The organism is Streptomyces sp. NPDC001732 (assembly GCF_053596315.1).
In genome coordinates this window covers 23,608-48,318 of record NZ_JBSFFY010000051.1, presented here as the reverse complement: position 1 = coordinate 48,318, position 24,711 = coordinate 23,608, and the positions used below count along the sequence as shown (strand labels likewise).

General features: G+C 71.9%; 19 protein-coding genes and 2 pseudogenes. 16 read left to right on the top strand and 5 right to left on the bottom strand.

Features of this window, described 5'->3' with window-relative positions:
• The 7 genes and pseudogenes from ACWCXX_RS31555 to mug form a co-directional block, all read left to right on the top strand.
• Positions 1–141, top strand: a pseudogene (locus ACWCXX_RS31555) (transglycosylase SLT domain-containing protein); the annotation flags it as partial.
• A gap of 67 nt (positions 142–208) precedes the next feature.
• Positions 209–646 (top strand): GNAT family N-acetyltransferase, encoded by a 438-nt coding sequence (locus tag ACWCXX_RS31550; RefSeq protein ID WP_451133222.1) that lies wholly within the window; start codon positions 209–211, stop codon positions 644–646.
• Positions 647–819: 173 nt separating this feature from the next.
• Entirely contained in the window at positions 820–2,157 is a 1,338-nt protein-coding gene (locus tag ACWCXX_RS31545) for a hemolysin family protein (RefSeq protein ID WP_451133220.1), read from the top strand.
• The gene (locus ACWCXX_RS31540) at positions 2,154–3,173 is read left to right on the top strand and encodes a hemolysin family protein (protein WP_451133218.1); all 1,020 of its coding nucleotides are present in this window, start codon (positions 2,154–2,156) and stop codon (positions 3,171–3,173) included. The genes ACWCXX_RS31545 and ACWCXX_RS31540 overlap by 4 nt, the downstream gene beginning before the upstream one ends.
• A 169-nt stretch (positions 3,174–3,342) precedes the next feature.
• Positions 3,343–4,191 (top strand): SGNH/GDSL hydrolase family protein, encoded by an 849-nt coding sequence (locus ACWCXX_RS31535; protein ID WP_451133216.1) that lies wholly within the window; start codon positions 3,343–3,345, stop codon positions 4,189–4,191.
• Positions 4,192–4,250: 59 nt separating this feature from the next.
• Positions 4,251–5,693, top strand: coding sequence for an adenylosuccinate lyase (gene purB / locus ACWCXX_RS31530; RefSeq protein WP_451133214.1), 1,443 nt, complete (start codon positions 4,251–4,253; stop codon positions 5,691–5,693).
• Positions 5,694–5,723: 30 nt separating this feature from the next.
• On the top strand, positions 5,724–6,299 hold the full coding sequence (gene mug / locus ACWCXX_RS31525; RefSeq protein WP_451133212.1) for a G/U mismatch-specific DNA glycosylase: 576 nt from the start codon (positions 5,724–5,726) through the stop codon (positions 6,297–6,299).
• A gap of 325 nt (positions 6,300–6,624) precedes the next feature.
• On the opposite strand, the gene ACWCXX_RS31520 is transcribed toward mug, so the two are convergent.
• Together ACWCXX_RS31520 and ACWCXX_RS31515 are read right to left on the bottom strand one after the other, a co-directional pair.
• On the bottom strand, positions 6,625–7,362 hold the full coding sequence (locus ACWCXX_RS31520; RefSeq protein WP_451133210.1) for an ABC transporter permease: 738 nt from the start codon (positions 7,360–7,362) through the stop codon (positions 6,625–6,627).
• A 2-nt stretch (positions 7,363–7,364) separates the two neighbouring features.
• Entirely contained in the window at positions 7,365–8,303 is a 939-nt protein-coding gene (locus ACWCXX_RS31515) for an ATP-binding cassette domain-containing protein (RefSeq protein WP_451133208.1), read from the bottom strand.
• Between the two features lie 107 nt (positions 8,304–8,410).
• On the opposite strand from ACWCXX_RS31515, the gene ACWCXX_RS31510 reads away from it, so the two are divergent.
• The 3 genes from ACWCXX_RS31510 to ACWCXX_RS31500 all read left to right on the top strand — a co-directional run bounded on the left by ACWCXX_RS31510 (position 8,411) and on the right by ACWCXX_RS31500 (position 11,494).
• Positions 8,411–9,583: a sensor histidine kinase gene (locus ACWCXX_RS31510; RefSeq protein ID WP_451133206.1), complete on the top strand. Its 1,173-nt coding sequence runs from the start codon at positions 8,411–8,413 to the stop codon at positions 9,581–9,583.
• Positions 9,584–9,587: 4 nt separating this feature from the next.
• Positions 9,588–10,238 (top strand): response regulator transcription factor, encoded by a 651-nt coding sequence (locus ACWCXX_RS31505; RefSeq protein ID WP_451133204.1) that lies wholly within the window; start codon positions 9,588–9,590, stop codon positions 10,236–10,238.
• Between the two features lie 98 nt (positions 10,239–10,336).
• Positions 10,337–11,494 carry an ROK family transcriptional regulator gene (locus ACWCXX_RS31500; RefSeq protein ID WP_451133202.1) on the top strand — a complete coding sequence of 386 codons (1,158 nt, stop codon included), beginning with the start codon at positions 10,337–10,339 and terminating at the stop codon, positions 11,492–11,494.
• A 216-nt stretch (positions 11,495–11,710) separates the two neighbouring features.
• Here the strand turns inward: ACWCXX_RS31500 and ACWCXX_RS31495 are convergent, their stop codons facing one another.
• Positions 11,711–12,478 carry a GntR family transcriptional regulator gene (locus ACWCXX_RS31495; RefSeq protein WP_451133200.1) on the bottom strand — a complete coding sequence of 256 codons (768 nt, stop codon included), beginning with the start codon at positions 12,476–12,478 and terminating at the stop codon, positions 11,711–11,713.
• 305 nt (positions 12,479–12,783) lie between these two features.
• Positions 12,784–13,677, bottom strand: coding sequence for an RNA polymerase sigma factor SigJ (gene sigJ, locus ACWCXX_RS31490; protein ID WP_451133198.1), 894 nt, complete (start codon positions 13,675–13,677; stop codon positions 12,784–12,786).
• 153 nt (positions 13,678–13,830) lie between these two features.
• Here sigJ and ACWCXX_RS31485 point away from each other — a divergent pair, with 153 nt between their 5' ends.
• Positions 13,831–14,661: an alpha/beta fold hydrolase gene (locus ACWCXX_RS31485; protein ID WP_451133196.1), complete on the top strand. Its 831-nt coding sequence runs from the start codon at positions 13,831–13,833 to the stop codon at positions 14,659–14,661.
• 495 nt (positions 14,662–15,156) lie between these two features.
• Here the strand turns inward: ACWCXX_RS31485 and ACWCXX_RS31480 are convergent.
• Positions 15,157–15,573: pseudogene (locus tag ACWCXX_RS31480) on the bottom strand (EamA family transporter); the annotation flags it as partial.
• 47 nt (positions 15,574–15,620) lie between these two features.
• Here ACWCXX_RS31480 and pdxR point away from each other — a divergent pair.
• The 5 genes from pdxR (at position 15,621) to ACWCXX_RS31455 (ending at position 24,678) form a co-directional block, all read left to right on the top strand.
• On the top strand, positions 15,621–17,114 hold the full coding sequence (pdxR, locus tag ACWCXX_RS31475; RefSeq protein ID WP_451133195.1) for a MocR-like pyridoxine biosynthesis transcription factor PdxR: 1,494 nt from the start codon (positions 15,621–15,623) through the stop codon (positions 17,112–17,114).
• A gap of 153 nt (positions 17,115–17,267) precedes the next feature.
• The gene (locus tag ACWCXX_RS31470; RefSeq protein WP_451133193.1) at positions 17,268–18,848 is read left to right on the top strand and encodes an alkaline phosphatase D family protein; all 1,581 of its coding nucleotides are present in this window, start codon (positions 17,268–17,270) and stop codon (positions 18,846–18,848) included.
• A gap of 69 nt (positions 18,849–18,917) precedes the next feature.
• Positions 18,918–20,291, top strand: coding sequence for an SWIM zinc finger family protein (locus tag ACWCXX_RS31465; RefSeq protein WP_451133191.1), 1,374 nt, complete (start codon positions 18,918–18,920; stop codon positions 20,289–20,291).
• Positions 20,288–22,927, top strand: a complete 2,640-nt coding sequence (locus ACWCXX_RS31460) for a DUF7825 domain-containing protein (protein ID WP_451133189.1) — start codon at positions 20,288–20,290, stop codon at positions 22,925–22,927. Before ACWCXX_RS31465 ends, ACWCXX_RS31460 begins: the two co-directional genes overlap by 4 nt.
• Positions 22,928–23,196: 269 nt before the next feature.
• Positions 23,197–24,678 carry a GNAT family N-acetyltransferase gene (locus ACWCXX_RS31455; protein ID WP_451133187.1) on the top strand — a complete coding sequence of 494 codons (1,482 nt, stop codon included), beginning with the start codon at positions 23,197–23,199 and terminating at the stop codon, positions 24,676–24,678.
• Positions 24,679–24,711 lie beyond the last annotated feature (33 nt).

The window sequence follows — 24,711 nt, the reverse complement described above, 5'->3', positions numbered from 1 at the left end:
GTGATCCAGCCGACCTTCGACGCCTACCACGTCGCCGGCACCGCCAACAGCCTCACCGACCCCGTCGCCAACATCACCGCGGCCGCCAACTACGCCGCCGACCGCTACGGCTCCATCGACAACGTCAACTCCGCCTACTGATCACGCTCCACCCCTCCCCCGGCACAAATCGATCGCGGGCGGACCGGCACTCTGCTTGGCTCGCCCGATGAACGATCACCGAAGTGACCTCCGCATCCGCCACGCCGACCTCCCGGACATCGACGCCGTACTGGGCTTCTGGAGCGAGGCGGCGGAGGGGACGAGCATCAGCGACGACCACGACGGGGTGGCCCGACTGCTGTCGAGGGACCCCGAGGCCCTGCTCCTGGCGGAGCGGGAAGGTCGGCTCGTCGGAACGGTCATAGCGGGTTTCGACGGCTGGCGGTGCTCCGCCTACCGCCTGGCCGTGCACCCGGACTCGCGCCGACAGGGCATCGCCGCGGCCCTGATGGCAGCGGCGGAGCAGAGGTTCACCGCTCTGGGTGGGCGTCGCGTTGACGCCATGGTCCTGGAGGCCAACGAGCAGGCACATCGCACATGGGCCGCGGGCGGCTATCACCGCGAGGATCACTGGCGACGCTGGGTGAAACCGCTCACGAAGTGAGACGATCACCGCAAGAGTGGGCGACTTTGCCGATCCTTTACGATGGATGTTCTTCTGCCCGCCCCTTCCGAAAGGTGTGAGCGTCCTTCCATGGGCGAACCTCCCAGTAGCCGTTCCTCCCGGCACCGAGCGATCCTCCTGCCCCTGCCCGATCATGGGACGGAGGTGAACCGATGACCGAAGTGCTTCTCCTGCTCGTGGCGGTGCTGCTCTCGCTCGCCTGTGGCGCCTTCGTCGCGGCGGAGTTCTCGCTGACGACGGTCGAGCGCGGACAGCTGGAGCGGGCCGTCGAGCGGGGCGAACGGGGTGCGGCGAGCGCCCTGAAGGCCGTTCGCAGCCTCACCTTCCAGCTCTCCGGCGCGCAGCTCGGCATCACCGTCACCAACCTGGTGGTCGGCATGCTCTCCGAACCGTCCATCGCGAAACTGATCCGCGGTCCGGTGGAGGCCGTCGGACTGTCCCCGGGCCTGGCGTCCTCCGTGGCCCTCGTCCTGGGAACCGCGCTGTCCACCGTCTTCCTGATGATCGTCGGCGAACTGGTCCCGAAGAACTGGGCGATCTCCTCCCCCCTCGCCGTGGCGAAGGCCGTGGCCACCCCTCAGCGGATCTTCACCGCGATCTTCCGGCCGTTCATCAGCCACCTCAACAACACCGCGAACCGGACCGTACGTCGCTTCGGCCTGGAACCGGCCGAGGAGCTCGCATCGGCGCGCAGCCCCCAGGAGCTGGCCGCGCTGGCACGGCACAGCGCGAAGGAGGGCGCGTTGGAGGCGGACACCGCGGAGCTGTTCGTCCGCACCCTCAACCTGGCGGAGCTCACGGCGGAGAACGTGATGACCCCCCGGGTCCAGGTCACCGCCCTCGAAGCGCAGGCGACGGCCGAGGACGTGGCGAACGCCACCCGTGCGACCGGCCTGTCCCGCTTCCCCGTCTACCGCGGCAGCCTCGACACCGTCGTGGGCGTCGCACACATCAAGGACGTGCTGGCGATCCCCGCCGGGCAGCGGCCCCGTACACGCGTCTCGGAGATGCTGCGCGAGCCCCTGCTCGTGCCGGAGACCCTCACCGTGGACCGGCTCCTGGACCGGTTGTCCGGCAGGCTCACGATGGCCGTCGTCATCGACGAGTACGGCGGTACGGCCGGAGTCGTGACGCTGGAGGACATCGTCGAGGAAGTGGTCGGTGAGGTGCGTGACGAACACGACCCGCACGAGACGCCGGACCTCGCACCGGCCGGCGAGGACGCCGACGGGCGGATCCTGTGGTCGGCCGACGGCGCCGCGCGCGTCGACCAGCTGAGGACGATCGGACTGCGGGTGCCCGACGGGCCGTACGAGACCCTCGCCGGACTGGTCGCCACCGAGGTGGGCCGCATTCCCGCCGTGGGTGACGCGATCGAGCTGGCGGGCTGGCGGATCGACGTGGTCGACGCGTCCGGACGCCGTGCCGCGCGGGCCCTGCTCCACGCGCCACCGGCCGGGAGCGACGAGCGGACGGAGGACGGGCGATGACCGCCGTTCAGCTCCTCATCGGATTGGCGACCCTGGTCGTCAACGCCTTCTTCGTCGGCGCGGAGTTCGCTCTGATCTCCGTGCGACGCAGCCAGATCGAGCCCGATGCCGAGGCCGGGAACCGGCGGGCGCGGAGCGTCGTCTGGGGCCTCGAACACGTATCGGCGCTGCTCGCTGCGGCGCAGCTGGGCATCACCCTGTGCACGCTGGTGCTCGGCATCGTCGCCGAACCGGCCATCGCGCACCTGCTGGAGCCCGTCTTCGACACGGTGGGGGTGCCGCACGGGCTGGTCCATCCGATCTCGTTCGTGATCGCGCTGTCCCTGGCGACGTATCTGCACATGCTGCTCGGCGAGATGGTCCCGAAGAACATCGCACTGGCCGAGCCCGTGCGGGTCGCGCTGCTGCTGGGACCGCCGCTGGTGGCGCTCGCCAGGGCGCTGCGCCCGGTGATCTTCGCGATCAACGCCTTCGCCAACGCCTTGCTCAAGATCCTGCGCGTCGAGGCGAAGGGCGAGGTGGCGGCGACCTTCTCCGACGACGAACTGGCCCGGCTGGTGAAGGACGCCGGCGACGCCGGGCTGGTCGACAACCGCTCGGCCGAGCGGCTGCACCACGCTCTCGAACTGGGCCGCCGCCCGGTGCGGGACGTGGTGATGCCAGTGGACCGCGTCGTGTACGCCAGGGCCGGGACCACGCCGGAGCAGCTGGAACAGCTCTCGTACGAAACCGGCTTCTCACGCTTCCCCGTGCTGGACGGCGAGGAACGGATCCTGGGCTACCTCCATGTGAAGGATGCCCTCGATGTCGTGCCGCGCGACGTCCCGTTCCCGGTGACGGCGATGCGGCCGATCGCCCGGGTCCGGGCCGACACCCCGCTCGACGACGTACTGACCGCGCTGCGGCGCAGTCGTACGCATCTGGCGGCGGTTCTCGACGAGGAGGACCGGCTGGCCGGAATGGTCACCATGGAGGACGTGCTCCGCGAACTGGTGGGTCGTCCCAAGGCCCGCTGATCCGCCGGTCCGACGCTCCGCGGCCCCGACGGGCCGGTGCCGCCTCCGCCCGGGGCGCCACCGGCCCGAGCCCGTCCCGCCCCGGCACGGCGGGGCCGAGAGCTCGGGAAGGGACCGGCTCCACGAACCCGGGGAGGGGCCGGATCCACCGCGATACGATCACATCGCCATGGAAATGAATGCCTCCTGCAACAGTCTCGTCGCGGTCGGCGACTCGTTCACCGAGGGCATGTCGGACCTGCTGCCCGACGGTTCCTACCGCGGCTGGGCCGATGTCCTCGCCGGACGGCTCGCCACCCGCGCTTCGGGGTTCCGCTACGCGAATCTCGCCGTGCGGGGCAAGCTGATCGGCCAGATAGTCGACGAGCAGGTCGACGCGGCAGCGGCCATGCGCGCGGATGTGGTCACCCTCGTCGGCGGGCTCAACGACACCCTGCGGCCCAAGTGCGACATGGGCATGGTGCGGGGGCGGCTCGAAGAGGCGGTGGAGCGTCTCGCTCCCTCCTGCAAGAAGCTCGTGCTCATGCGGAGCCCCGGCCGGAACGGCCCGGTGATGGAGCGTTTCCGTCCACGGATGGAGGAGCTGTTCTCCCTGGTCGACACGTTGGCGGACCGGCACGGGGCGGTGGTCGTCGATCTGTACGGGGCGCCGGCCCTGGGCGATCCCCGGTTGTGGGACGTGGACCGGCTGCATCTGACGGCCGACGGGCACCGCCGGGTCGCCGAGGCCGTCTGGCAGGCACTGGGACTGCCGCCGGAGAACGACTGGCGTACCCCGCTGCCGGCCGCGGTGCCGCCGAAGTGGGCGAAGCGGCGCGTCGACGACCTCCGTTTCGCCCGTGAGCACCTGATGCCGTGGATCGGCCGCCGGCTGACCGGCCGCTCGTCCGGAGACGGCCGGACCGGCGCCCAGTACAGCTCCGAACTGGGCAGAGCGTTCTGGGTCACCCCCGAGGACGCCCGTGACCCCGGGCCGGTGGCGGGGTGGCGCCCAGTGGACGCGGATTCGCTCTCGTAGCAACCCACAAACCGGACCGCGGCGCCGGCCTGCACAAATCGCCAGTAGAATCTGGCCACGTGACTGCTGTGTCTGCGAAGCCTCGCATCCCCAATGTCCTGGCCGGCCGCTACGCCTCCACGGAGCTGGCCGTCCTCTGGTCCCCCGAGCAGAAGGTGAAGCTGGAGCGCCGGCTGTGGCTGGCGGTGCTGCGCGCTCAGAAGGACCTCGGGATCGAGGTACCGGACGCCGCCCTCACCGATTACGAGCGTGTCGTCGACCAGGTCGACCTGGCCTCGATCGCAGAGCGCGAGAAGGTCACCCGTCACGACGTCAAGGCCCGGATCGAGGAGTTCAACGCCCTCGCCGGCCACGAGCAGGTCCACAAGGGCATGACCTCCCGGGACCTCACCGAGAACGTCGAGCAGCTGCAGATCCGGCTCTCCCTGGAGCTGATGCGCGACCGTACCGTGGCGGTTCTGGCCAGGCTCGGCAAGCTGGCGGGCGAGTACCGCGAGCTGGTCATGGCCGGGCGCTCCCACAACGTCGCCGCGCAGGCGACCACGCTCGGCAAGCGCTTCGCGACGGCCGCGGACGAACTCCTGGTGGCCTACGGACGACTCGAGGACCTGCTGGGCCGCTACCCGCTGCGCGGCGTCAAGGGCCCCGTGGGCACCGCGCAGGACATGCTCGACCTGCTGGGCGGCGACGCCGGGAAGCTCGCCGAGCTCGAACAGCGCATCGCCGCGCACCTCGGCTTCACCCAGGCCTTCACCTCGGTCGGCCAGGTCTACCCCCGCTCCCTCGACTACGACGTGGTGACCACCCTGGTCCAGCTGGCCGCGGCGCCCTCGTCGGTCGCGAAGACGATCCGTCTCATGGCCGGGCACGAGCTGGTGACCGAGGGCTTCAAGCCGGGCCAGGTCGGCTCGTCCGCGATGCCGCACAAGATGAACACCCGCTCCTGCGAGCGCGTCAACGGCCTGATGGTGATCCTGCGCGGCTACGCGTCGATGACCGGCGAGCTGGCGGGCGACCAGTGGAACGAGGGCGACGTCTCGTGTTCCGTGGTCCGTCGGGTGGCGCTCCCGGACGCCTTCTTCGCATTCGACGGCCTGCTGGAGACCTTCCTGACGGTGCTCGACGAATTCGGGGCGTTCCCGGCCGTCGTGGCCCGTGAGCTGGACCGCTACCTGCCGTTCCTCGCCACGACCAAGGTCCTGATGGGCGCGGTGCGTGCGGGGGTCGGCCGTGAGGTCGCCCACGAGGCGATCAAGGAGCACGCGGTCGCCTCGGCACTGGCCATGCGCGAGCAGGGCGCCGAGCGCAACGAGCTGCTCGACAAGCTGGCCGCCGACGAGCGCATTCCGCTGGACCGCACGGAGCTGGACGCGCTGATGGCCGACAAGCTCTCCTTCACCGGGGCCGCGGGCGACCAGGTCGCCTCGTTGGTCTCCCGCATCGAAGAGATCGTCAAGCAGCACCCCGAGGCTGCCGCCTACACGCCGGGCTCCATCCTGTGACGACCGCATCCGCAGCCGGATGAGACCCGGATGACACCCGAAGAGCTCCGGGCCGCCCGTGACCACACCGTTCCCGATGTGGTCGCGGGCGGTCTGCGTGTGCTGTTCTGCGGGATCAACCCGAGCCTGACGACCGGCGCCACGGGACACCATTTCGCCCACCCCGGCAACCGTTTCTGGCCCGTCCTCCACCAATCCGGCTTCACCCCACGTCAGTTGAAGCCGGCCGAGCAGACCGAACTGCTGCGCTACGGGCTCGGCATCACCAACGTGGTCGCTCGGGCCACCGCTCGGGCGGACGAGCTGTCCGCCGAGGAGTTCCGCGAGGGCGGCCGGATTCTGGCGGCCAAGGCCGAGCGGTTGGGACCGCGGTGGCTGGCGGTCGTAGGGGTCACGGCGTACCGCACCGCCTTCAACCGGCGCACCGCCCGGATCGGCCCGCAGGACCACGTCATCGGCGGCGCCCGGGTCTGGGCCCTGCCCAACCCCAGCGGCCTGAACGCCCACTGGACCACCCTGACGATGGCGGAGGAGTACGCACGTCTCCGCGCCGCCGTCGACCGTGACGGACCCCATCCCCGTCCCTTTCCCGTCGAAGATCCCTGACCCTGCCGTCTTCGCCCGGGGCCCCCACGGCTCCGGGCCCGCGCCTCCGGCATCTCCTCATCGGCGGCCGCCCCTTCCTGCACGCTCCACGGGCCGACTCTTCACGGCCCGCCCCACCGGCCGGTGAGCGACATCGGCAGCGCACCGTGCCCCGCGAGGTAGCGCACCGTGCCCCACGAGGTACTGTGCTCTGCGCTCCGGCGGAGGCGATGTGCGGTGGTCATGCCGCCAGTGCGCCTCCCGGCGCCGACAAGCCGCCCCATGCCGGGCGTTGCGCGATGGCCTTCGGCCGCACGAGGTTCCGTGTGGGAGGGCCGGCAGCGGGTCACGCGTCCCGGCGTCTGATCGCCCACCAGCCGGCCAGCACCGCAGCCGCCGCCCAGGCCGCTGCCACCGCGAGCCCGCCCCACGGGCCGAGACTGCCTTCGGGGTTCTGGTGGAGCACCAGCTGTCCCGCACGGTCCGGCAGATACTGCGCGACGCTGCCCGCGACGTCTCCGACCACGAAGGAGACGATGAGGATGAACGGTATGAGCAGGCTGAGTACGGCGACGGCGCTGCGCAGTACCACTGCCAGTCCAGCGGCGAGCAGAGCCATCAGGGCCAGGTACGTCCCGCCTCCGAGGACCGCTCGCAGGGCTCCCGGCTCGCCGAGGCCGATCGCGTACTTCCCCATGAACATCTGGCCCACCAGGAAGGAACTGAAGCTGGTGGTCAGACCGACGACGAGGGCCACTGCTCCGATGAGCGCAAACTTGACGGCGTAGAAGAGGTTGCGACGCGGCACGGCGGCGAGCGATATCCGCAGAGCCCCGTTGAGGTACTCGGACGAGATCGCGGTCGCGCCGAAACTGATGGCCGCGATCTGACCGAAGTTCAGCGCGTAGAAGGCGTTGAAGACCGGATCGGCGCCCGGGTTGTCCGCTTCGGCCTGACCGACAGTGGCAAAGGCCAGCACGGTGACGGCGAGCGTCACGAGAAGGACTGCGGCCAGGGATCCCGCGACGGACCGCACCGATCTGATCTTGATCCACTCGGAGTGCAGCACTGCGATGGTCGACATGGTCAGCGCTCCCGACGGTCAGCGGTTGAGGTGGACACCGATGCAAATTCCGTGGCATCGGCGGTGAGATCGAGGTAGGCCTGTTCCAACGTGACCTGTTCGTCGACGAGTTCGAGAACCGCGATGCCTTCGGCTGCGGCCAACGCGCCTATCTCCCCGGCCTTCGCGCCCTCCACAGTCCAGCGGCCGTCGCCGTCCTGCGTCGGCTCATGTCCCTTGCGGAGCAATATGTCGCGCAGCCGGGTGGGCTCGGTCGTGCGCACCCGCACCCGGGGCCGGCTGCGGGACTCCAGGAATTCCTGCATCGGCAGGTCGGCGAGGAGTCGGCCCCGGCCGAGCACCACCAAGTGGTCGGCGAACGAGGAGGTCTCGTTCATCAGATGGCTGGAGACCAGGACCGTCCGGCCCTCCCGGGCGAGTCGCTTCATCAGCTCCCGGATCCAGATGATGCCTTCCGGGTCCAGACCGTTCGACGGCTCGTCCAGCATCACGGTCTCCGGATCGCCCAACAGGGTAGCCGCTATGCCCAGCCGCTGGCGCATGCCGAGCGAGAAGGTCTTGATCCGCGCTCCGCCGACCTCGCCGAGCCCCGCCTCCTCCAGAACCTCCTCGACCCTGCGCGCGCCCAGGCCGTTGCTGACCGCGAGGGCCAGCAGGTGGTTCCGGGCGGTGCGCGAGCCATGGGCGGCCTGGGCGTCGAGCAGGGCGCCCACACGGCGCAGCGGGTTGTCGAGCGTGGTGTAGAGCTGCCCGCCGATCGTGGCCCTGCCGGCAGTGGGCCGGTCGAGACCGAGGACGAGTCGCATGGTGGTGGACTTGCCGGCGCCGTTGGGGCCGAGGAAACCGGTGACGCGTCCGGGTCTCACACTGAACGTGAGACCGTCCACGGCACGGTTCGCACCGTATTCCTTGGTGAGTTGCTGGACGTCGATGTTGGTCATGTCCTCAGCCTCGCGGCCACGCCTCGGCCCTCACCTCCCCCGCCGGTGGGGATGATCTCCCTCGCTCGGGGGAGCCGCCCGGTGGCGCGGGCTGACACGATGGCGGCATGTTCCGTCTTCTCCACCCGCTCGCCTCGTCCGTCACCTACACCCGATGGCTGCATCTCGTCCTCCCCGGTGCGGTCTACAGCGTGTGGGTGTTCATCTCACCGGACACGCCGTGGGTGCCCATGGTCTTCGCCGTTCCGGTCGGGATGCTGCCCGGGATGCGGCTCGCCGAGGGGGTTCAGGCACAGCTTCTGCTCACCCCCGGCGAGCGGGGCAGAGCCGATGCCTCGATCTCCGCGAGTCCTGCGACCACGTGGGCGGATCGCTGGAGAACCGTGGTGTGGCTGGAGGCACGGCTGGTGTTCGCCGCTGTCGTGTGGATGGCCACCGTGTGGCTGCCCGCGACCGCGGTCGACCTCGCCGTGGCCGCTTCCGGCTCCCGCCCGAGCGGCGATTGGCTGGTCCGAGGAGCGGAGCCGCACTGGTGGTACGCCCTGCTCATCCCTGTTCCCCTGCTGGCTCTGCTCGCCTTCGTCGTGGTGAGCGGCCGGTTGGTCACCACGACCGCCCGATGGCTTCTCGGTCTCTCGCCGGTGCAGCGGCTGACCGCGTTGGAGGAGCGCACGGAGCAGCTGCTGGAACGCAACCGCATCGCCCGTGAGCTGCACGACTCGATCGGGCACGCGTTGACGGTCGCGGTCGTGCAGGCGGGCGCGGCCCGAGCTGCGCAGAACCCGGAGTTCACCGAACGGGCGCTGACCGCGATCGAGGAGACCGGTCGCGACGCGCTCGACGACCTGGAGCGGGTCCTGCGGGTGCTGCGTGAATCGGGAGGACCGGTGGGTCAACGGCCGACGCTGGTGGAAGCGGATCGGCTGCTGGACTCCGCACGCGGTTCGGGCGCGAAAGTCGACGCGGAGGTGTCCGGCCCTCTGGAGCAGCTTCCGGGGGCGGTCTCCCGCGAGGGATACCGCATCCTCCAGGAGTCCCTCACCAACGTGCTGCGCCACTCGGGGGCGGTTTCCGTTCGGGTGCGGATCAGCATCACGAACGGGCGGCTGGAGTTGGAGGTCACCAATCCACTCACGGATTCGACGCGCAAGCCGGGCAGGGGGAGCGGGCTGCGGGGGATCCGGGAACGGGCCGCGTTGCTGGGCGGGAAGGCCAAGACGGGGCCGCACGGGGACGAGTGGCGGGTGCACGCGAGTCTTCCGTTGAACGGGCTGGGGTGATCCGATGCCGATCCGTGTTCTTCTGGTCGACGACGAACCCCTTGTCCGGGCGGGGCTGCGTGCGGTCCTCGACGCCCAGCCCGACATCGAAGTGGTGGGCGAGGTGGGCGACGGTGCCGCCGTGATTCCGTTGCTGCGTCAGCTGCGCCCCGACGTGGTCGCCATGGACGTCAGGATGCCGCTGATGGACGGCATCGAAGCCACGCGGGTGGTGCTGCGCACGGTGCCGGACCCGCCGAAGATCCTGGTGGTCACCACCTTCGAGAACGACGAGTACGTCTACGAGGCGTTGCGTGCCGGTGCGGACGGTTTCCTCCTCAAACGTTCCCGTCCCGCCGAGATCGTGCACGCGGTGCGTCTGGTGGCCGAGGGCGAGTCGTTGCTGTTCCCGGCGGCGGTCCGGCAGCTCGCCGCCGAGTACGGCACCAGCAAGGCACGGGCGGTCATGGACCGGGCGGCTCTCACCGATCGGGAGTCCGCTGTCCTGCGCCTGATGGCCCGCGGCCTGTCGAACGCGGAGATCGCCGCCAAACTCGTGGTCGGGGTCGAGACGGTGAAGACCCATGTGAGCGCCGTACTCACCAAGTTGGGGGCGCGGGACCGTACCCAGGCGGTGATCGCGGCCTACGAATCCGGGTTCGTGGCTCCGGGGTGACGGCCCCGCTCCGGGTATCCGTCGCGGCCCGCGGTCGCCCCGCACCCGGCCAGCGAGTACCATCCGCCTGACATGCGCTCGAGCAGGGAGGACACACCGTGGGCCGGCTGACCGGTGGGGATCCGTCACTGTTGCGGCGCATCAATTCCGCAGTGGTGCTGCACGCTCTCCGGGGCGCCGACTCCCCCACGCTCACGGACCTGACCCGTATCACGGGCCTGTCCCGGCCGACGGTCGAGGGCGTGATGGAGGGGCTCTTCGAGGCCGGGCTGGTCGTCGAGTCGGTGCCCGACGGGGCCGGGGCCCGACGGCAGGGCCGACCGGCCCGCCGGTTCCGGTTCCACGCCGAGGCCGGGCACCTGCTCGGCGTCGAGATCGGCCCACACCGGGTGTCCGCCCTGCTGTCCGGGCTGGACGGCCGGATCATCGGCTCCGGCTCGCGCGAGGTGTCGGAGACCGCGAGCGCCGACGAGCGGCTCGACAAGGTCAGGGCCGTCGTGGCCGACCTCCTGCGGCGGACGGGGGTGGCCCGGAGCAGTCTGCGGGCGGTGGGGGTCGGCAGTCCCGGCATCGTGGAGGCCGACGGGACGGTACGGCTCGGCACCGCGCTGCCGGGCTGGACGGGGCTGGCGCTGGGCGAGCGGCTGAGACGGTCCTTCCGCTGTCCGGTCCTCGTGGAGAACGACGCCAATGCGGCGGCGGTGGCGGAGCACTGGAAGGGTTCCGCCACCGAGTCCGACGACATCGTCTTCGTCCTGGCGGGGCTGAGCCCCGGTGCCGGGTCCTTGATCGGCGGGCGGCTGCACCGCGGTTTCGGCGGTGCGGCCGGCGAGATCGGCGCACTGCATCTGCTGGGTCGCGAAGTCACCCCGGAACGGCTGCTGTCCACGACGGACACACCGCTGGATCCGTTGGACGAACCCGCCGTGGCCGATGTGTTCGCGAAGGCCCGCCAGGGCGATCTCCGGGCCCAGGCGGCGGTCGAGCGGTTCATCCAGCGCCTGGTGCACGATGTCGCGGCACTGGTGCTGGCGCTGGACCCGGAGCTGGTGGTGGTGGGCGGCTGGGCCACCGGACTGGACGACGTGCTGGAACCGCTCCGCCACGAGCTGGCCCGCTACTGCCTCCGGCCGCCCCGGGTCACGCTGTCGTTGCTCGGGGAGGCGGCGGTGGCCACCGGTGCGCTGCGGCTGGCTCTCGACCATGTGGAGGAGCAGCTCTTCGCGGTGGAGGGAACGGTGACGGCCCGCCGCTGAGTGCGACGGGCCGTGCGTATCGGCGTACCGGTGAGGGGCGCCGGCAAAGCCTGCTGTCTCCGGGAGTCCGGCATGCGCTTCAGGACTCCCGGGGCTCCCGGGACGGCAGCCCGTCCCCGGGGGCGGGGCCGCGGGACGTCCAGTGCCCCTGGGCAATGTCCGGTACCCCTGGGCAGAGGTACCGGTCGTCCGACGCTCCCGGGCCCGAGCGGGGGCTCAGGAGGCCTGGCGCTGCTGGGCGTGGTGGCTGATCTCCAGGTCGCCCGAGTCGCCGAAGGTGAGCCGGCAGGTGTCCGCCCGGTACGTGGCGACGGAGAGCGCGGCGGTGCCTCCTGCGGCGAGGTAGCGGGTGGTGACGACGAGCACGGGGGCGCCGGGGAGCCGGTCGAGTTCCTTGGCGTCGTCCACCCGCGCCGATCCGAGCTCCACCGACCGGTCCTGGCCCTCGAGGCGGAGGCGGTGCAGTTCGCGCAGGACGCCGCGGGCCCGGACGGCGCCGGAGGGGGTGTCGATCGCAGAAAGTTCGGGCACGGACGAGGCCGGGACGTAGAGGAGTTCCGCCGCGACCGCCTGTCCGTGGGTCACCCGGATCCGGCGCACGATGTGCACCGGCTCGTCGGCGTCCACGTCGAGCGCAGCCGACACCGATGCCGGTGCCACGGCCGTCGTGCAGTCCACCGGCTGCCACGCCTCGGCCGTACCGCCGCCGGACCAGTCCCGCTGCGCGGTGGAGACGGCGACCCCGACGCGCGGCGGGGCGACGGTGGTCCCGACACCGCGGCGGCGCTGCAGCCTTCCTTCGAGTTCGAGCTGTTCCAGAGCCTGCCGGAGCGTGGCTCGGGCGACTCCGAACCGGGCGGCGAGCTCACGCTCGTTGGGCAGGATCTCGCCCACCGCAAAGTCCGAGTCGAGTGCCTCACTGAGCACGGTCTTGAGGTGCCAGTACTTCGGCTCCTGCACCGATTCCAGCTGCGTGGTCCCCACCCTGTCCTCCGCAATCGCCCAGCGGCTTTTCCGCGACGTTATTTATTAAAGGTTCCTGTCTTAACGGTGAGACCATAGGACGGGACACCCCCTTGGTCAAGACCAATCCTCGGGCGGTCACGCAGCGGAACGGGGCTCTGCCGCAGAGCGTTCACAGGATGTTCGTGACCCCGTGAGCCGGGCACAGCAAGAAGCCCCACGCCGACGGGGGCGTGGGGCTTCGCGCAGGGGGTGAGGGTGCCGGAGGGGCGGCCGGGTCCGTAGGGACCGACCGAACGGGCAGTGACCGGGGAGGGCCGGGCCCGCTACTCCGTCGCGAGAGCGGAGAGGTGGGCGACCTTGTCAGGGTTGCGCACGATGTACACGCACTGGACGAGTCCGTCCCTGACGTCCACCTGAAGAACCGAGTCGGCCTTTCCGCCCAGGAGCACCAGCAGGCCCGGCCCGCCGTTGAACTCCAGGAATCTGACGTCGGAGCCCGGCGCCTGGTCACGGGCGACGGCGACGAGGAACCGGCCCACCTTGTCGGCGCTCTCGATGATCCGCAGCGGGGCCCTGGACTTCCCGCCGCTGTCGCCGACGAGCCGCACGTCGGGCGCTAGCAGGGCCAGCAGCCCCTCGATGTCACCGCCCGCCGCTGCGGCGAGGAACCGTTCCGTGAGGTCGCGGCGGTGTGCCGGATCGACGTCGTAGCGAGGTTTGCGCTCCTCCACGTGGTGCCGCGCACGCCCCGCGAGCTGGCGCACCGCGGCCTCGCTCCGGTCCAGGGCGGCGGCGATCTCCGCGTACGGGAAGCCGAACGCCTCGCGGAGCACGAAGACGGCCCGTTCCAGCGGGGAGAGGGATTCCAGGACGACGAGTACGGCGATCGACACGGAGTCGGCCAGAACGGCCCGTTCCGCCGTGTCGGGCACGGCCGGGCCGAAGTCGGTGACCACGGGTTCCGGCAGCCACGGGCCGACGTACGCCTCGCGGCGCGACTGCACCTGTCGCAGCCGGTCGATGGCGAGGCGGGTGACGATCCTGACGAGGAAGGCGCGCGGTTCGCGCACGTCCGCGCGGGATGCGGACGACCAGCGCAGCCATGCCTCCTGCACCACGTCCTCGGCGTCGGCAATCCTGCCCAGCATGCGGTAGGCGACCCCGGTGAGCACGGGGCGGTGGTCCTCGAAGACGTCGGTCACGGTGTCGGCTGTCACCGCTCCATCCCAGCCCACCCGTCGCACCCTGTCCAGCGCGAATCGCCCAGCCCCTTGAACCGCGGGCTACTGAACGGTAATTGTTGTTGACAAGACGTCTAATTCGCCTTCAGGCATGGCTCTTTCATGCCGGATCACCCGGGGAGCAGCAGCATGGCCACCACGGTCTCGTTCAGTGTCGAATCACCACAGGGGCCCCGGACCGTGTCCGTGGAGTACGAACGGACCGGCACCGGCGAACCGTTGCTCCTGCTCCACGGCATAGGCCACCACCGGCAGGCCTGGGACCCGGTGCTGCCCCTCCTGGCCGTGGAACGGGACGTGACAGCCGTGGATCTCCCCGGCTTCGGCGTCTCCCCCGCACTGCCCGACGGTCTGTCGTACGACTTGCCGACCGTGGTCACGGTGCTCGGCGCGTTCTGCGAGGCGATCGGCGTGGACCGGCCGCACGTGGCGGGCAATTCGCTCGGCGGTCTGCTGGCGCTGGGGCTCGGCCGGGAGAAGCTCGTCCGGTCGGTGACGGCGCTGTCGCCCGCCGGTTTCTGGACCCCGGGCGAGCGGCGCTACGCGTTCGGAACGCTGCGGGCCATGCGGCGGGCCGCCCTGGCGATGCCGATGCCGCTGATCGAGCGGCTGTCGCGCAGCGCGGCCGGACGCACGACGCTGACCAGCACCATCTACGCCCGGCCCGGCCGCCGTTCACCCGGTGCCGTGGTCGCCGAGACCGTCGCCCTGCGTGAGGCGACCGGATTTCACCGGACGCTCGACGCCGGCCGGGACGTGCTGTTCACCGACGACGTGCCGGGGCTGCCCGTGACCGTCGCCTGGGGCAGCCGGGACCGGATCCTGCTGCGCCGGCAGGGAGTCCGGGCCAAGCGCATCGTTCCCGACGCCCGGCTGGTCCGGCTTCCGGGATGCGGTCATGTACCGATGAACGACGATCCGGCGCTGGTGTCCCGGGTGATCCTCGACACCGGCCGCTGAGCCCGCGCCGCCGGTCCCCACCGCCGCTTTTCGGGACAGGACACCCGATCCGAGGGCGACCCCGAGCCCCACCAGAAGGCTGCCGCCGGCCTGTGCGACCCCGTACGAACCGGCGCCGACCCACGGTGCGGTGAGCGCGGCGGAGACCGGGATCAGGCCGGAGAAGAGGGTGGCGCGCTCGGCACCGATGCGCTGCATGCCCATGTACCAGCAGACGAAGCCGACAACGGTGACCACCGCCGCCTGCCACACCAGCGCGGCGGCCTCCGCCGTCGTGGGCCTCCGCAGCGCACCGCCGCCGTCCAGGACGACGCCCAGCAGTGCCGACTCGATGGCGGCGACGGCGCAGACCGCGGCGGACAGCAGCCTCGGCCCGAGCGGTCGCAGCACGGGTACGGCGAGGACGGCGAATCCGACCTCGCCCGCCAGGGCCCCGGCCGAGCAGAGGACGCCCGCCAGGTCCGTACGGCCCCAGCCCTGCACCGTGAAGGCCCCGGCGGCGACGAGCCCGGACGCGTACAGCACCGGGCGCGCAGGCCGACGGCCGTCCAGCAGGGGTACGAGAACGGCGACCAGGATCGGGGCACAGCCGACGAACACCCCCGGAACAGCGGGTTCCGCGGATTGTTCCGCGGCGAGGACGGCCAGGTTGAAGCCCACCATGCCGACGGCTGCCAGCAGTGCGAGCCGCCCCCACTGCCGCGGGGTGAGGGCGCGCAGCGCGGTGGCCGTCCGGGCCCTGCCGTCGCGGGCCAGGACGGGTACGAGCAGCAGTGCCGCGAGCCCGTAGCGCAGCGCCTGGCCGCCCGCGTACGGGTAGTCCCCCAGGACGCTGTTGGCGGTGAAGGAAGCGCCCACGAGGACGCAGGCGAGGGCCGCGAGAAGCGCCCCGCGCAGAGAAGTGGCGTTCATGCGACCGACGCTAGGCAGCCGGGCGGACCGGTTTAAGGTCCACTTCCATGACGTCTTCGAGGACCAATCCGCCGCCGGGCCGCGCGGCCGGTACGGATTTCGGCTCCGCCGCCTGGGAGTTGCTGCTGCCGGCCGTCGAGGAGCCGGCCCGTCGGCGCGGTCGCGCGCTGCAGTCGGCGCTGCGCGAGGCCGTGCGCTCGGGCCGTCTCGTTCCGGGGACGCGGCTGCCGTCCAGCCGTGCGCTCGCGGCCGATCTGCGGGTGTCGCGCGGTCTGGTCACCGAGGCGTACGAGCAGCTCACCGCCGAGGGGTATCTGCGCAGCGGGCGCGGGGCGGGCACCTGGGTGGGCGAAGCGGTCCGGGCCGCCGCGCCGGCGGCCCGTGATCTCGCTCCGCGCGCGCCCGGCGTACGCGTGGACTTCCGGCCGGGCACGCCGGATCTGTCGCTGTTCCCGCGGGCCGCCTGGGCCACCGCACACCGTTCGGTGCTCGGCCGGCTGCCGCACGGCGTGCTCGGCTACCCCGACCCCCGCGGGCTGCCCGTGCTGCGGGAGGCCCTGGCCGCCATGCTGACGCGGCGCCGCGGGGTGGTCGCCGACCCGGAGCGCCTGGTGGTGTGCTCCGGCGTGGCACAGGCGACGACGCTGCTGGGGTTCGTCCTGCACGGGCGCGGGATACGGACCCTCGGCGTCGAGGATCCCGGGAGCCACGAACACTCCGCGCTGTTCGCCTCCGCGGGGCTCGCCGCCGTCGGTCTGCCGCTCGACGACGAGGGGCTGGCGGTCGCGCCCCTCGTACGCTCGGGCGTGCGCGCGGTCGTGACCACTCCCGCGCACCAGTTCCCCACCGGAATCGCCTACTCCGCCGCCCGTCGCAGCCGACTGCTGGACTGGGCTCGCGCCATGGACGGGCTGATCGTGGAGGACGACTACGACGGCGACTTCCGCTACGACCGCGCACCCGTCGGCGCGCTGCAGGGGCTCGACCCGCAGCATGTCGCGTACACCGGTTCGGTGAGCAAGTCGCTGGCTCCCGGGCTGCGGCTGGGCTGGCTCCTGGCGCCGGCGGACATGACGGACGAGATCGTCGCCCGCAAACGGACCATGGATCTGGGCAACCCGTCCGTCGATCAGGCGGTCCTCGCCGATTTCATCACCCGGGGCGGTTACGACCGGCAGCTGCGACGCTGCCAGCGCGCCTACCGCGAACGCCGCGACACGCTCATGTCGATGCTGGAGGAGTGTTTTCCCGGCACCGGAGTGAGCGGGATCGCCGCGGGACTCCACGTCATCGCCGAACTGCCCGGACGGTACGGGCCCGAGCCGGTGTTCTTGGCGCGCGCGGCCGCTGCCGGGGTGGCCCTGCGGCCGCTCGCCGCCGCCGGAACCGCCGGGTCCGGGAACCGTGCGGTGAACCTGGTCCTCGGCTACGCGCATCTGGCCCCTGCCGAGATCGAGCGAGGTGTGCGGCTGCTGGCGGCGGCCCTGCGGGACACGGGCGGGCCGGACGCCCCGGAGGGCCGGGGCCGGGTGTTCACCTGAGGTTGGTGTGCGCGCCGCCGACGGGTACGAGGGTGGCACCGGCCGACCGGCCGCCCTCGGGGCCGCCTGTCCGGATCGCGCCGGTCGCATGTCCGGTGCCCGGCACGGACGGGGGTTCCGAGCCCCACCGACCAGTGCCCCGGAGGCGCCTCGATGTCGTACCGTCCGCATGTTCCGTCCCCCGACCGCCGCAGTGTGCTGCGCGGTTCGCTCGCCGCGTCCGCCGCGCTCACGCTCCCCGTGGTGGGTGCCTCGGCCCCCGCGTTCGCGCTCTCCGGCCGGCCGAGCGCGGCGTGGGGTGTGCAGGTGGGCGATGTCACCTCGTCCTCCGCGCTGGTCTGGGTCCGGTCGGACCGCCCGGCCCGGATGGTCGTGGAGACCTCCGCGACGGAGTCCTTCCGCCGGGCGCGTACCTGGCACGGGCCGCTCCTCGGCCCCGGTGGCGACTTCACGGGGACGACACCGCTGTACGGGCTGCCGCCGGGCGAGCAGGTGCACTACCGGGTGACGCTCTGCGATCCCCAGGACCCCCGCCGGACCGGGAAGCCGGTGCACGGAACCTTCCGGACGGCGCCCGCCCGACGTCGGGACGGGGTGCGCTTCCTGTGGTCGGGGGACATCGCGGGACAGGGGTGGGGCATCAATCCGGACATCGGCGGCTACGTGGTGTACGACGAGATGCGCCGCCTCGACCCGGACTTCTTCCTCTGCAGCGGCGACAACATCTACGCGGACGGCGTCATCGAGCCGAGCGTGCCCCTGCCCGACGGGCGGATCTGGCGCAACGTCACCACCGAGGAGAAGGCGAAGGTCGCCGAGACCCTCGCCGAGTACCGCGGGAACTTCCGTTACAACCTGCTCGACCACAACCTCCGCGAGTTCAACGCGCAGGTGCCCTCGATCGTCCAGTGGGACGACCACGAGGTGCGCAACAACTGGTACCCCGGACAGATCCTCGAGGACGCCCGGTACACCGAGAAGGACGTAAACGTGCTGGCGGCCCGTTCGATGCGGGCGTTTCGCGAGTACTTCCCCGTGTCCACGCCGCACGGCCCGTCCGGGGAGGGCCGGATGCACCGGGTGGTGCGGCACGGTCCGCTGCTCGACGTGTTCGTCCTCGACATGCGGTCCTTCCGCAACGCCAACTCGCCCGGACGGCAGGCCGACGACACGACGGGCATTCTCGGTGCCGAGCAGCTGAGGTGGCTCAAGCACGAGCTCTCCCGGTCCCGCGCGGTGTGGAAGGTGATCGCTGCGGACATGCCGCTGGGGCTGGTGGTCACCGACGGCGCGACGGACTTCGAGGCGGTCGCCCAGGGCGATCCGGGGGCTCCGCTCGGGCGTGAGCTGCAGATCGCGGAGCTGCTGCGGTTCGTCAAGCACCGGCGGATCACCGGCACGGTCTGGCTGACGGCCGATGTGCACTACACGTCGGCGCAGCACTACGCGCCCGAGCGTGCGGCGTTCAAGGACTTCGCACCGTTCTGGGAGTTCGTGTCGGGGCCGCTGGCCGCCGGCCAGTTCCCGGCCAACGCCCTCGACGCGACGTTCGGCCCCGAACGGGTCTTCGTGCAGGCGCCCGACCGGGCGAACGTGTCGCCGATGGAGGCGCCGCAGTACTTCGGGCAGGTCGACATCGACGGTGACAGCGGCGAACTGACCGTGCGGCTGCGGGCGCAGGGCGGGTCCGTGCTGTTCAGCAAGGTGCTGCGGCCGGGGCGCGTCGGGCAGTGAACACGCTGGCGATCGGCTCCCGGTGGCGGCCGGGGGCCGATTGTCAGTGGTGGGTTCTACGGTTTTTCCATGACCCGATCCGTTCAGGCATTGGCCTACGCCCGCCCGTCCGCCCTGGAGTCCGCGCAGACGGGACGGCTCCTCGGGCTGGAGACCTCCGGCGGCCTCACACCGCGGGGCGCCGAGCTCCATCCCCGGTTCTTCTCCGGTTTCCTCACCTCGCCGAGGATCGCGGCCCAGGGCCTGCTGGCCGTGGCGGACGTGGCGTCCACGCGCTACTACCAGCGCACCCTGCCCGCCTCGCTCGACCCGGTGGTGACGGGCAACGGCGACCGGTTGCGTTTTGAGTCGTTCTCCGGCTGCTGCGGTGTGTACGCGCGCCTCGATGTGCTGCAGGAGGGTCTGGACGGGGAGCGGACGGGTCACGGCACCACGAACGTGGACGTCAACAATCCGCTGCGGGAGGCGCTTTCGCGGCTGACCGGGGGCGATCCGCTGCATCTGCGGGTGGGCCCGGACGAGATGGCCGTCACCACACTGGACGGTCCGGTCGTGGAGAAGAAGGTGCCGCTGCCCGACCGGTGGCTGCGTGGCTTCGCCGAGGCGCAGGTGATATCCGCCGGTTTCGATCTGCGGGCCGAGCTGCCGGCCGCCGAGGCCGTCCGGTTCCTGCGTTCGCTGCCGCGTTCGTCGGGCAATGCCTCGCGGGGCGCCCGCTGGGTGATTCCTGCCGGGAAGACGCTTCGGCCGACGACCCGGCCGGTGGCGGGGGCGATATGCCTGCCGGGGCCCGAGCGGCTGGCCGCACTCCAGCGGGTGCTGCGTCATGCCACGTCGCTACGGGTGTACGGACCGGTCACCGACGGGGCGGCGACCGCGAGCGCCTGGGAGGTCGTGCTGCCGGGCATGCGCCTCACCCTGACGCTCTCGCCCGATGCCGCGCGGGGTTTCTCGGGCGAGGGCGGGGTGCTCGACGCGCTGGCCACCGACGACGCGGCGGCCGACGCCGAGCTGGTGTCCGTGCTGCTGGCCTGGGAGCCCCGGATCGACACGGCCGATCTGGCGGAGCAGTCCGGTCTCGCGGTGGAGCGGGTACGGGCTGCGCTCACCCGGCTGGGTACGGCGGGCCGGGTCGGCTACGACCTCGCCGACGCGGCCTACTTCCACCGCGAGCTGCCGTACGACGCCGATCGGGCCGAGCGGCACAATCCGCGCCTGGTGGCCGCCCGGGAACTGGCCGGTTCGGGGGCGGTCGTGCTTGATGGAGACGTGGCGGCCGTGGCCTCGGGGGAACGCCGCTACCAGGTGAGGGAGAAGGACGGAATGCTGAGCTGTACCTGCCAGTGGTGGGCCGACTACCGGGGACTGCGGGGGCCGTGCAAGCACGCCCTGGCCGTCCGGATGGTCCGCCGCGGTGCGCCGGTCGCCGGGGGTGCGCGATGAAGGAGCTCCTCACCGCCGTACGGGAATCGCCCGCGCATCACGTGCCGGACCTGCTGGCCGGGATGGACCGGGCGGAGCGCAGAGCGGCACTGACCGAGCTGAAGGCGCTCCGGAAGGAGGTGCGGGGCTGGGAGTGGGAGAAGCAGGGCAAGGTCCGCAGGTCTCTGCTGGTGGCCGGTGCGGGCTGTCACACGGGCGCCGCGGGGTGCGCCGCCTGGCTCGGCGGCCGGGACCTGATCGGCTGGGACCGTCCGCCCGTCCCCCTGGTCCTCGCGGTCCTGGCGGACCGTGATCCGGAGTGGCTCGGTGATCTCGCGCACCGGCTGGCGGCCCGGACCGCGACGGCGGAGGCGTCGTACGAGCTGATCTCCGCGCTGGTGAAGAAGGCGCAGTGCCCCGTGCCCACGACGGAGGGTTTCGTGCGGGGCTGGGTCAGCGCGGTCTCGAGGGCGCAGTGGCAGCAGCACCGGAGGAAACCGCTCGTCGAGGTGTTGCGTGCCGATCCGTACACGGCTGTTCTCCTCCCGCGGATCTTCGAGCTGACGGAACTGCCTCCGGAGATGCCCTGGAGCGACGGCCCGGACGACCCGTGCCGGTGGGGCGCCACACTGGCCTCGCTCCCGGAGGAGGGCCTGCTGGAGCGGTCGGTGGTCGTCGACGGCTGTGTGGCCCGACTGCTGCGCGGCGGCAATTCCAGCGAGATGCGTTTCTTCCTGACCGTTCTGCGCGAGCTCGGTCCGACCGAGCAGGAGGAGACGGAGCGGATCCCGGACTGGGCCGGGATGGCTGCGGACGGCATCTCCACCGTGGCCGGTTACGCCCAGGGGGTACTGACCCGGCTGGACGAGCGCGGCGAGCTTTCCGTGCGAACCCTGGCGGACGTCTCGGAGTCGGTGTTGTTCCGCACCGAGAAGAAACTGGTCCGGGCCCAGCTCGTGCTGCTCGGCAAGGTGCTGCGCCGCGATCCGTCGGCGGTCGACGAACTGCTGCCCACCGTCGGGGGCGCCTTCGAGCACGAGGACATCGACATCCAGGAGCGGGCGCTCAAGCTCGTGGCCCGGTACCTGCCGGCCGCCGGGGCCGGGGTACGGGAGGAGCTCGCCCTGTCGGCCGCGCTGCTGGGGCCGGCGCACCGCACGAGGGTGGCCGAGGTGTTCGGCGGTTCCGTGGCCGAGCAGCCGGGGACGGAGGAGTACGAGGAACTGCTGCCTCCGGTGCCGGTTCCGCAGCCACTCGAGCCGGCGCCTGCGACGCTGCCCGAACTGGTCGAGGAGGTGGTGACCCTGGTCAGATCGGCGGCACCGGATGTCACCGCCTTCGAGCGGACGCTGGACGGGCTGGTGCGCCATGCCCACACCGACCGGTCGGCGTTGACCGACGCGTTGCGCGACGCGCTGGCGGGTGAGTGGTGGCTCGACGAACCGCAGGCGCGGCTCCAGCGGCAGCTCCACTCGGAAGTGAACCTCAGGATCGTCGTGGCCGCGCTGCTCGGACGGGTGTCGATGCAGGCCGTGCGGTTGGAGCGTGCCTCCTGGACCGGCACCGGGACCTGCGCCCACGCCGCGCTGCAGGGGGTCCTGAAGGCCCGGCTGTGGGAAGCGGCCCACGCGATGCTGACCGGCGACGTTCCGTTCCTGCTGGCCGTCCCCACCTGGCACACCGGATCGCTCGAGCCGGCCGTGCTGGTCGAGCGGCTGCGTGCGTACCAGCGGCTCGAAATCCGGCCCGGCGAGGCCGACTTCGCCCAGGCCCTGCTGCGTGTGCGGCGCGGCGGCCGACACGAGGACGCCGAGGCGGCCGTCCTGCTCGGTACCCCTGAGGGCGACCGGCTGGCGGCATGGCTGCGGGCCGACGAACCGCTCGCGCAGGTGTACCGGTTCGATCTGGAGCAGAAGACCCGGGTGGGTCAGTCGGTCGTCCGCTCGCACCGCATCCTGATGGCCAGTCGGGAACGCTCGTTCGTCCTGGAGGAGTTCCCGCGTTCCTTCCACTGTCTGGGCCAACCGCAGATCCCTGCGCATCATCCCTGTTACCACTGGGGGGAGCAGCCGGAGTACTGGACCGCCACCCTGCCCGAGGACGCCGAGACACTGGCCGCCTGGCTGCTGCCGAACCTCGCAACCGGCGTGATCGACGAGGTGAAGGACACCGTCCGGCCGCTGCTGCTGCTCGCCGAACTCGACTCGCCCGCGGGCGAGGCCGTTCATCTGACGGCGGCGTACGGGCTGGGCTCCCGGTACCCGGAGGACCGGCTGACGGCGGTGGACGCCCTGCTGATGCTCGCCACCCGGCAGCAGCTCGACGCGGCGCTGCTCGGCGAACAGCTGGCGATCCTTCTCGGACACGGTCTGATCAAGCCCAACCGCCTCGCGGATTCCGCCCGTACCGCAGCCGTCACCGGCGCGTACCGGACGGTGCTGTCCGTGCTGACCGGTGTTCTGCCGGGGCTGCTGGCGCACGAGAAGGCACCTCGCGGACTGAGCGATCTGCTCTCCGTGGCCGCCGAGTGCGTCGAGCACTGCGGCGCGACGGGGGCCGAGCCGATACCCGGGCTCGCCGAGACGGCCGCGCGCGGCGGAACGTCGCAACTGGTGCGTCAGGCGGCACGGCTGAAGGACGCCTGGGAACGGGGGTGACGGCCGGCCCCGGCCCGTTCCCGCCGGGTGGTCGCGGCGGTCCGGGGCCGCGGGAGCGCCCCGTGGTCCGACAACGTGGGCCCGCATGACGCGGCCCCCGGAGCGCGGGGCGGGCCGCGCCGCTCGGGCCCGCACCGAGGCCGAGGCAGATGGGGTCCTGACCGAGATACCGATGACTGAAAGCGGAAGGAAAGGGATCAGATTCGCACTTAACCCATCGGTCACAGGGTGTTCGCGATCAGGCAACAACGCTCGGTCAGAGTGAGTGCATGACCGATGTGACCTCCGCGAAGACCGACCGCCGCTCCCGCCGTCGGCGGGACGTGACCGGGCCGGCCGCGCTGTTCACCGCGGTGGCGGTGGCGGCGGCCGACGTCCTCGCTCGCCTGCTCGGGCACCAGCCGGGCGGGCCGTTCCTGCTGATCGCCTCGGCCGTGGTTCTGGCGGTGACGGCCGGTTTCCGCACCTGGTGGGCACGGCGGCACAGCCACGCCCCGGCGCCGGCCGGCGCCGGCCGCCCCGGTGGGGGCGCCGCGGAAGCCTCCCACCACACCGATACCGGCACCGGCACCGGCACCGGCACCGACGGGAACGCGCCCGTGGGAATGGCCGCCGCCGGAGGCCATGCGTCGGCCCCGGCCCCGGCTCCGTCCACCGAGGACACAGTGCTGTGGCGGATGCGCACCACCGTGCGGGACGCCCCCGGCAGTCTGGCAGCGCTGTGCGGCGCGCTCGCCCGGCACCGGGTCGACATCCTCACCCTGCAGACGCACCCGCTGTCACGGGGCACGGTCGACGAGTTCCTGCTGCGCGCCCCTGCCCGGCTCCCGGCCCAGCAGCTGAGCCGGGCGGTCTCCGCGGCAGGTGGCAGCTCGACCTGGATCGAGCGGGCCGACGCGCACGACCTGGTGGACGCCCCGACGCGCGTTCTGGGCCTCGCCACCCGCACGGCTCTGGACGCGGCCGAACTACCCCTTGCACTACGGCAGTTGCTCGGCCGTTGCACCATCCACTCGTTGCCCGCCGTCTCGGTCACCGGCCGCTCGACCGGTGGGACCGCACCGGTCGAAGGGGTGCTGGAGGAGACCGTGATGCGGCTGCGCGACCCCTCCGGCGGCGTTCTCACCGTCGAGCGGCCCCATCTCCCGTTCACTCCGGCCGAGTTCGCCCGAGCCCGTGCGCTGGTCGAGCTCGATGCCCGGCTCGGCCCCCGCGTCCCGCGCGGCGAGCACGTCCTCACCCTCCCCGAGGGCAACGAGATCACCGTCCGCCGCGCGGACCGCGACGACCTGCCGGCGGCCCGCGCGATGCACGACCGCTGTTCCGAGCGGACGCTGCGACTGCGCTACCACGGCCCGGTCCAGGACGCCGACCGGTACCTCGGCCATCTGCTGAGTCCGCGTTTCGGCCGCACCCTGGCGGCGCAGACGACGTCCGGCCGGCTGGTCGCCCTCGGCCACCTCCTCTGGGACGGCGACGAGACCGAGGTGGCCCTCCTCGTCGAGGACGAATGGCAGCGCCGGGGCATCGGCTCCGAACTGCTCGGCCGCCTGGTGGCGCTCGCCGTCGAGACCGGATGCGAGAGCGTCTACGCCGTCACCCAGGCGTCCAACACCGGCATGGTCGCCGCGATGCGCTCGCTGTCCCTGCCGCTGGACTACCAGATCGAGGAGGGCACCCTGGTCGTCACCGCCCGGCCGGACGCCGCCGCGGCCCGTTCACTGCCGCCGCGCGAGCAGGCCGGGCGCTGACACCGCCCGGCCACGGGGCGCCCTCTCCGGCGA